General features: G+C 65.0%; 9 protein-coding genes. 2 read left to right on the top strand and 7 right to left on the bottom strand.

Going from position 1 to position 6,907, the window contains the following annotated elements:
* The 3 genes from AC1D1X_RS12005 to argC all read right to left on the bottom strand — a co-directional run.
* Positions 1 to 326 (bottom strand): histidine phosphatase family protein (locus AC1D1X_RS12005; protein WP_477698336.1); only part of this gene is annotated, 326 nt, incomplete at its 3' end.
* Positions 327 to 329: 3 nt separating this feature from the next.
* Positions 330 to 476, bottom strand: coding sequence for a hypothetical protein (locus AC1D1X_RS12000; RefSeq protein WP_477698335.1), 147 nt, complete (start codon positions 474 to 476; stop codon positions 330 to 332).
* Positions 477 to 649: 173 nt separating this feature from the next.
* Entirely contained in the window at positions 650 to 1,582 is a 933-nt protein-coding gene (gene argC / locus AC1D1X_RS11995; RefSeq protein WP_477669927.1) for an N-acetyl-gamma-glutamyl-phosphate reductase, read from the bottom strand.
* Positions 1,583 to 1,704: 122 nt separating this feature from the next.
* Between argC and AC1D1X_RS11990 the strand changes: the two genes are divergently transcribed.
* Entirely contained in the window at positions 1,705 to 2,598 is an 894-nt protein-coding gene (locus AC1D1X_RS11990; protein ID WP_477669926.1) for a LysR family transcriptional regulator, read from the top strand.
* On the opposite strand, the gene AC1D1X_RS11985 is transcribed toward AC1D1X_RS11990, so the two are convergent.
* The 4 genes from AC1D1X_RS11985 to ilvA form a co-directional block, all read right to left on the bottom strand.
* A complete protein-coding gene (locus AC1D1X_RS11985; protein WP_477669925.1) occupies positions 2,593 to 3,447 on the bottom strand; it encodes an adenosylcobinamide-GDP ribazoletransferase in 855 nt (284 codons plus the stop codon). The genes AC1D1X_RS11990 and AC1D1X_RS11985 overlap by 6 nt on opposite strands.
* Before the next feature lie 17 nt (positions 3,448 to 3,464).
* Positions 3,465 to 4,526: a nicotinate-nucleotide--dimethylbenzimidazole phosphoribosyltransferase gene (gene cobT, locus AC1D1X_RS11980; RefSeq protein WP_477669924.1), complete on the bottom strand. Its 1,062-nt coding sequence runs from the start codon at positions 4,524 to 4,526 to the stop codon at positions 3,465 to 3,467.
* Positions 4,483 to 4,659, bottom strand: a complete 177-nt coding sequence (locus AC1D1X_RS11975; protein ID WP_477670211.1) for a cysteine-rich CWC family protein — start codon at positions 4,657 to 4,659, stop codon at positions 4,483 to 4,485. The genes cobT and AC1D1X_RS11975 overlap by 44 nt, the downstream gene beginning before the upstream one ends.
* Before the next feature lie 125 nt (positions 4,660 to 4,784).
* A complete protein-coding gene (gene ilvA, locus AC1D1X_RS11970) occupies positions 4,785 to 6,428 on the bottom strand; it encodes a threonine ammonia-lyase, biosynthetic (RefSeq protein ID WP_477698334.1) in 1,644 nt (547 codons plus the stop codon).
* A gap of 252 nt (positions 6,429 to 6,680) precedes the next feature.
* Here ilvA and AC1D1X_RS11965 point away from each other — a divergent pair.
* Positions 6,681 to 6,907, top strand: a 227-nt coding sequence (locus AC1D1X_RS11965) for an OsmC family protein (protein ID WP_477698333.1), incomplete at its 3' end; no start/stop codon positions are given.

Here is a 6,907-nt window from a genome sequence, read left to right as displayed (position 1 = left end):
TATTGGGCAAAGCCGTCCGTCCAGGCCTGCAGTTCGGCGGGCGTGATGTCCTGCCAGGCGCGGCCTTCCCAGGCACCAAAGTCCATCTCCTGCAACCGCGGGTCGCTGGTGCAAGCCAGGTCGGGGCGCAGTTCGCGCAATGCTTGCGCCAGCTGCACGCATCGCTGCAAAGGGGAGTGGGCGACCCGTGTGCCGGCGGGAAGCAGCGTGGCTAGCGCTTGCGCGCATTCGGCGGTGGCCGCCGCATCGGCCGCTACGTCCTGCCGGCCGTAGCAAATGCCGGCTTCAACCAGCGGTGTTGCGTGGCGGGCCAGCCAGAGCTTCATGGCTTACTGACTGCCTTGGTCGGGCAGCGCCTGCAGGTCGGTGCAGGTGATCTGCTGCTCCTGCACGGGGACCGTGGTGGCGGTGKACGGAAGTGATGCGGTGATCATGGAGAGGGGCTGCTGCGGTGGCTGGAGAATGGCGGAGTGCACGCTGTGCGATCCGTGCGATAAGGAAGGGTCCGCCATGCCCCATGGTCTATTCTAGAGCGGCACAGGCGCCGGCGCGGCGAGCCTCTGCGCCACCGTGGGGCCATCTCTGGAACTGCTTGCAAGAACCGGCTATCTGTGACACCCCTCGCCGAACTTGCTGTGCCGTCAAGCCGCTAAGCGGCGTGCTGCAGCATCAGGTCAAGGTTCTGCACCGCCGCACCCGAGGCGCCTTTGCCCAGGTTGTCGAACACGGCGGCCAGAAGCACCTGCCCATGCTGCGGGTTGGCGAACACGGCCAGCCGCAGCAGGTTGGTGCCGTTGAGCGCCTGCGGGTCCAGGTGCTGCGTGGCCTGAACGTCCTTTTGCGCCATCACCTCCACGTGCACGGCGCCTTCGTAGTGCTGCTGTAGACAGGCTTGCAAGCGACCGGGAGTGACGCCCGCTGGCAACCGCCGCAACAGCAACGGGATCGTGAGCACGATGCCCTGGCGGAACGAGCCGTAAGCCGGCAGGAAGAAGGGCCGCTGTATCAGGCCTGCGTGTTTCTGGATCTCGGGGATGTGCTTGTGGGCCAGCCCCAGACCGTACACCTGGAACATGGGCGCATGCGATGCACCCGCACCTTCATGCGCATCCACCCGCGCGCGGCCGCCGCCGGAGTAGCCCGACACCGCATGGATCGCCAGCGGGTGGTCGGCGGGCACGAGGCCGGCCTTCACGAGTGGCAGCAGCAGGGCGATGGCGCCCGTGGGATAGCAGCCGGGGTTGGTGACGCGCCGCGCGTTGGCGATGCGCCGGGACTGTTCCGAGCCCATTTCCGGGAGTCCGTAGACCCACTGCGGATCCGTGCGGTGCGCGGAGCTGGCATCGATCACGCGCACGGCCGGGTTCACGATGGAGGCCGCTGCTTCGCGTGCAGGCCCGTCGGGCAGGCACAGCAGCGCGATATTGCAGGCATTAATGGCTTCTGCACGGCGCGCCGGGTCCTTACGGTCCTGCTCGGGCAGCGTGAGGAGGGTCAGGTCGTTGCGGCCCTGCAGGCGTTCGTGGATCTGCAGGCCGGTGGTGCCCTGATCGCCATCGATGAAGACAAGGGGTGCGCTCATGCGGTGCTCCTGGTGGGATGAATGGCTCGAGCCAAAGAAAGAAGAATGACGAATCTTCAGCGACACCTTAGAATTTGAAAAGTTGAATTTCATAAACATCAGCATCAGATTTACTGAACGTCATGCGCGAACTCAACCTGGACCGGCTGCGCACGCTGGTCACCATCGCACACCTGGGCTCGTTCGCCGAAGCCGCGCGCGTGCTGCATCTGGCGGCGCCCACGGTGAGCCTGCACGTAGCCGACCTGGAAGCGCTGTGTGGCGCCCCCCTGCTGGTGCGCAAGCGCGGTGAAGTGCGTCCCTCGGGCGTGGGCGAGGCACTGATTGAACGGGCGCGGCGCCTGTTGGCCGATGCGGACGAGGCAATGGATGTAGTTCAGCGGCAGGTGCAGGGGTTGGCGGGCCGTGTGCGGCTGGGCGCCTCCACGGGCGCGATTGCCCACTTGCTGCCGCAGGCCCTGGAGGTGCTGGGCCGGAATCATCCCGGCATCGACGTGCAGGTGGCAGTGCTCACTTCGCAGGACACCATGACGCGCCTGGCGAATGGATCGCTCGACGTGGGCCTGGTGGCGCTGCCGCAGGCGACGGTGCAAGGGGTGAAGGTGCAGCCCTGGCGTCGGGATCCGATGATGGCCTTCGTGCCGTCGCCCTGGGCTGTACCCCAGCGTGTTACGCCGAAGTGGTTGGCGGCTCAGCCCTTGATTCTTAACGATTTGGGCACCAGCCTGTCGCGGTTGACCGCTGAGTGGTTCGCGCTGGCGGGGGAGCACCCCAAGGCGCGCATCCAGCTCAACTACAACGACGCCATCAAGAGTCTGGTGGCCGCCGGTTACGGCGCCACGCTGCTGCCGCACGAGGCATCATCCACCACGCCGCTTGACCCGCGCATCCGCATGCTTCCGTTGCGCCCCGCGCTGTGGCGGTCGCTGGGGGTTGCGCACCGGATGGGCCCGGTGGAGCGGGCGACGCAGCATGTCCTGGACGTGCTGTGGCAACAGCGGCAGCCATGGTCATAGACTGATGGCCAGGCCCAGGTAAAAAGCGATTTCGCAAACCTGCTGGGTGGCACCCAGGCAATCGCCGGTGAATCCTTGCAGCCTGCGCTTGAAGAAGCGGCCCATCCACAGCAACGCCAGCACGGCGAAGCTGCAGGCCACGATGAGGTTCATGACGTCAAGCACGAAGGTAGCCAGGGCCAGCGCGGCGAGGCACCAGGAAAACCCCACCAGCAGGCTGCCGGGGGAGATCTGGTCGGCCAGAGGCTTGGATTTGGACAGGGCGGTGTCGCCCACGTGTGGCAGCAGGTAAATCAGCAGCAGCGGCAGGCCGCGCGACATGATGTGGCCTGTGCATAGCGCGGCACAGGCATACCAGCTGCCAAAGGGCGCCTCTTCCCAGTCACCCCAGCCGGCGGGCGCGCCTTCGACCGAGCCGAGGATGGCCAACAGCGAGACCTTGCACAGCAAGGCGAGCACCAGCGCCATGGCGCCAAAGGCACCCACGCGCGAATCCTTCATGATTTCGAGTGCGCGGCCCTTGTCGTGGCTGCCGCCCAGGCCGTCGGCTACATCGGCAAGGCCGTCTTCGTGGAAGCCGCCCGTCAGCAGCACGGTGGCGGCGGTGGAAAACGCCGCGGCCACCAGCGGCGAGAACGTGGTGTCGGGCAGAACCGCCTGAAACAGCGCGTACACGGCAGCGGCAAACAGGCCCACCAGAATGCCGACGCCGGGGAAGTGGCCGGCGCTGGCGCGCAGCAACTCGGGGCTGTAGCCCACCCAGGCCGCCAGACGCCCCGTGATGGGGATGCGCGTGAAGAACTGGACGGCGAGCAGGAACTCGCGGACAAACAGGGTGATGGATGTCATGCGAGGCCCATGATGGTTTATGCGTCTTCCCGCCCGCTCACGCCGGCGGAGTCAAAGCTCGCCATTTCATTGAGAAAGCCGGCTGCAGATTGCACCAGGGGCCAGGCCAACAGCGCGCCCGTACCTTCGCCGAGGCGCAGCTTGAGTTCGAGCAGCGGTTGGGCTTTCAGGTGCGCCAACAGCAGGCGATGGCCGTGCTCGTCGGAACGGTGGCAAAACACCATGTAGTCCTGCACCGCGGGAGCGAGCGAGCGGGCCACCAGTGCTGCCGCCCCGGCGATAAAGCCGTCGACCAGCACCACGCGGCGCTCGCTGGCGGCCTGCAGCATGGCGCCGGCCATCATGGCGATTTCAAAACCGCCCAGGGCGGCCAATGCATCCAGAGGCTGCGTTGCGCCGGCGTGGCCTGCCAGCGCGCGCGCCAGCACGGCGCGCTTGCGTTGCAGTTGCTGGTCGTCCAGGCCGGTGCCGCGACCGGTGGCTTCGTCGATGCTGATGCCGGCAAGGCGTGCCAGCAGCAGGGCGGCAGGCGAGGTGTTGGCAATGCCCATTTCGCCAAACGCCACCACGTTGCCGGGCAGCGATTGCAGGATGTCCATGCCCGCGGTGAGTGCGGTGTGGGTTTGCAGTTGCGACATCGCGGGCCCGCTGCAGATGTTTTGGGTGCCGTGGGCGATCTTGCGCTGCAGCAGCTGCGGGTGCGCGGGCAAGTCCGCCGCCACGCCGGCATCCACTACGTGCAGGGCAAAGCCGTGCTGGCGCGCGAAGACGTTGATGGCGGCGCCGCCGGCCAGCATGTTGCCGACCATCTGCACCGTGACATCCTGCGGAAAGGCCGAAACGCCTTCGGCGGCAATGCCATGGTCGGCCGCGAAGACCACCATTTGGGGAGCTTGCAGCGTGACGTTCTCGCTCTGCTGGATCAGGCCCAGCTGCAGCGCCACACTTTCGAGCAGGCCGAGCGCGCCCTGCGGCTTGGTCTTGTGGTCGATCTTGTGCCGCAGCCTGGCCTCCAGCGGGAGGTCGGCAGTCGGCTCAATCGCGGGCAGGAGGAGGGGTGGAAAGTCGGGTGCGTTCATCGGTGATTTGTTTAAGGCAGGCGGGGCAGAAGCACGACAGTGCGCTGCCTTCCGGTTGCGGAGTTCGTTCGGAGGGTACGGGCATGATGTGCGGCAGTTGCACGCACCAGCATTCAGCATCTCCTGCCGCCATGCCGCAGCGCAGGCCGGCGCCGCAGCGGGGGCACACCGAGGTGTCGGCCTGGGCGGGTGTTGGCGGGGGTGCGGCCTGTGGGCTCATGGCGGATGGGCTTGTCGGCTCTACGGTCAGTTTTGCGGTCAGCTCTGCAAGAACAGCCGGTAAACAGGGTTGGCGGTTTCCTCGACGTGAGGGTAGCCCAGCGTGTCCAGGAAATCCTTGAAGGCCTTGTTGTCGGCCTTGGGCACCTGCAGGCCGACCAGGATGCGGCCGTAGTCGGCGCCCTGGTTGCGGTAGTGAAAGAGGCTGATGTTCCAGCCCGGCCGCATGCTGGAGAGGAACTTCATCAGCGCGCCCGGCCGCTCGGGGAAGACGAAGCGCAGCAGGCGCTCGTCTTTGGACAGCGCACTGTGCCCGCCCACCATGTGGCGGATGTGTTCCTTGGCGAGCTCGTCGTGGGTGAGGTCCAGCGTCTTGAAGCCGTGGCGCGAGAAATTGGCGGCGATCTTGCTGCTCTCGCCCTTGGCCGACGTGGTCAAGCCCACAAAGACGTGGGCTTTGGCGTCGTCGTTGATACGGTAGTTGAACTCGGTCACGCTGCGCGGCCCGCCCGGCAGCTCGCCAATCACTTCGCAAAAGCGCCGGAAGCTGCCGCGCTCTTCTGGAATCGTCACGGCGAACAGGGCTTCGCGCTCTTCGCCGACTTCGGCGCGCTCGGCGACGAAACGCAGGCGGTCGAAATTCATGTTGGCACCGCACAAGATGGCCGCGTAGGTTTCACCCTTGGCCTTGTGGGTGGCCACATACTGCTTGACAGCTGCCACGGCCATTGCGCCGGACGGCTCGACGATGCTGCGGGTGTCGACGAACACGTCCTTGATAGCGGCGCAGACGGCGTCGGTGTCGACGGTGATGAATTCATCGACCAGTTCGCGGCTGATACGGAAGGTTTCTTCACCCACCAGCTTGACGGCCGTGCCGTCGGCGAAGAGGCCGACGTCGCTCAGGGTCACGCGCTTTTTGGCGTTGACTGACTGCAGCATCGCGTCGGAGTCGTTCATCTGCACGCCGATGACTTTGATCTCGGGCCGCACCGCCTTGATGTAGTTGGCCACGCCGGAGATGAGCCCGCCGCCGCCGATGGCAACAAACACGGCGTCGAGCCGGCTGGAGCCGAGGCTTTGCAGCTGCATGAGGATTTCCATCGCGATCGTGCCCTGACCGGCGATGACGTCCGGGTCGTCAAACGGATGCACGAAAGTCAGGCCCTGCTTTTTCTCGAGCACCACGGCGTGGGCGTAGGCGTCGGAGTAGCTTTCTCCGTGCAGCACGACATTGCCGCCCCAGGCCCTGACGGCGTCGACCTTGAGCTGCGGTGTGGTGGTGGGCATGACGATGACGGCGCGTGTGCCGAGCTTTTGCGCGCTGAGTGCGACGCCTTGGGCATGGTTGMCGGCCGAGGCGCAAATCACGCCTTTTTTGAGCTGTTCGGGGCTCAGGTGAGCCATCTTGTTGTAGGCGCCCCGCAGCTTGAAGCTGAACACCGCCTGCTGGTCTTCGCGTTTGAGCAGCACGGTGTTTTTCAGGCGCAGGCTCAGGTTTTTGGCGGGCTCCAGCGCGGACTCCACTGCCACGTCATAAACCCGGGCTGTCAGGATCTTTTTCAGGTAGTCGGCTGGTTTCAGCGCGGGCTTCGACGTTTTGCCGGAAGGTTTCCCCGGAGCTTTGACTGCCTTGATGACTTTGGGAACAGGGCGGGTGGCTTGTTTGGTGTGGGTTGGCATGTTTTTCTCGCAGCCTGACATCATAGTGGGCAAGAAAAAAGGCCCAGACTTTGCAGTCTGGGCCTGTAAATCCACCCTTAGAGGAGGTGGAGGAGACAACCGGTGCAAAAAGACCCTGAGTTGCCGGACAACTGATCTTGATGCGATGATTTCAGTATAGCGGGCCGATGTTGCGCTGCACAATATCTTGTGGCGTAAATTCGACATTTTTCACGGTTTAATCATAAATTTTATGCATGAGGAGAGAGATTCATGGAATGCACGGTGAGTTGGACGGGCCCGACGGCGGTCACAGGATCGCGCTCCGGAATGAGTTTTCTGGCTGAGACCGGCAGCGGCCACACCCTGGTGATGGACGGCGCGCCCGATGCCGACAAACCGGAAAACGGCGGCGCCAACCTGGCACCCCGGCCCATGGAAACCTTGCTGGCCGGGACCGGTGGCTGTACGGCCTACGACGTGGTGCTGATCCTCAAGCG

This window comes from Polaromonas sp. P1_G4, assembly GCF_056405475.1.
The sequence above is the reverse complement of the archived record's forward strand: the minus strand, read 5'-3'. Positions and strand labels throughout refer to the sequence as shown.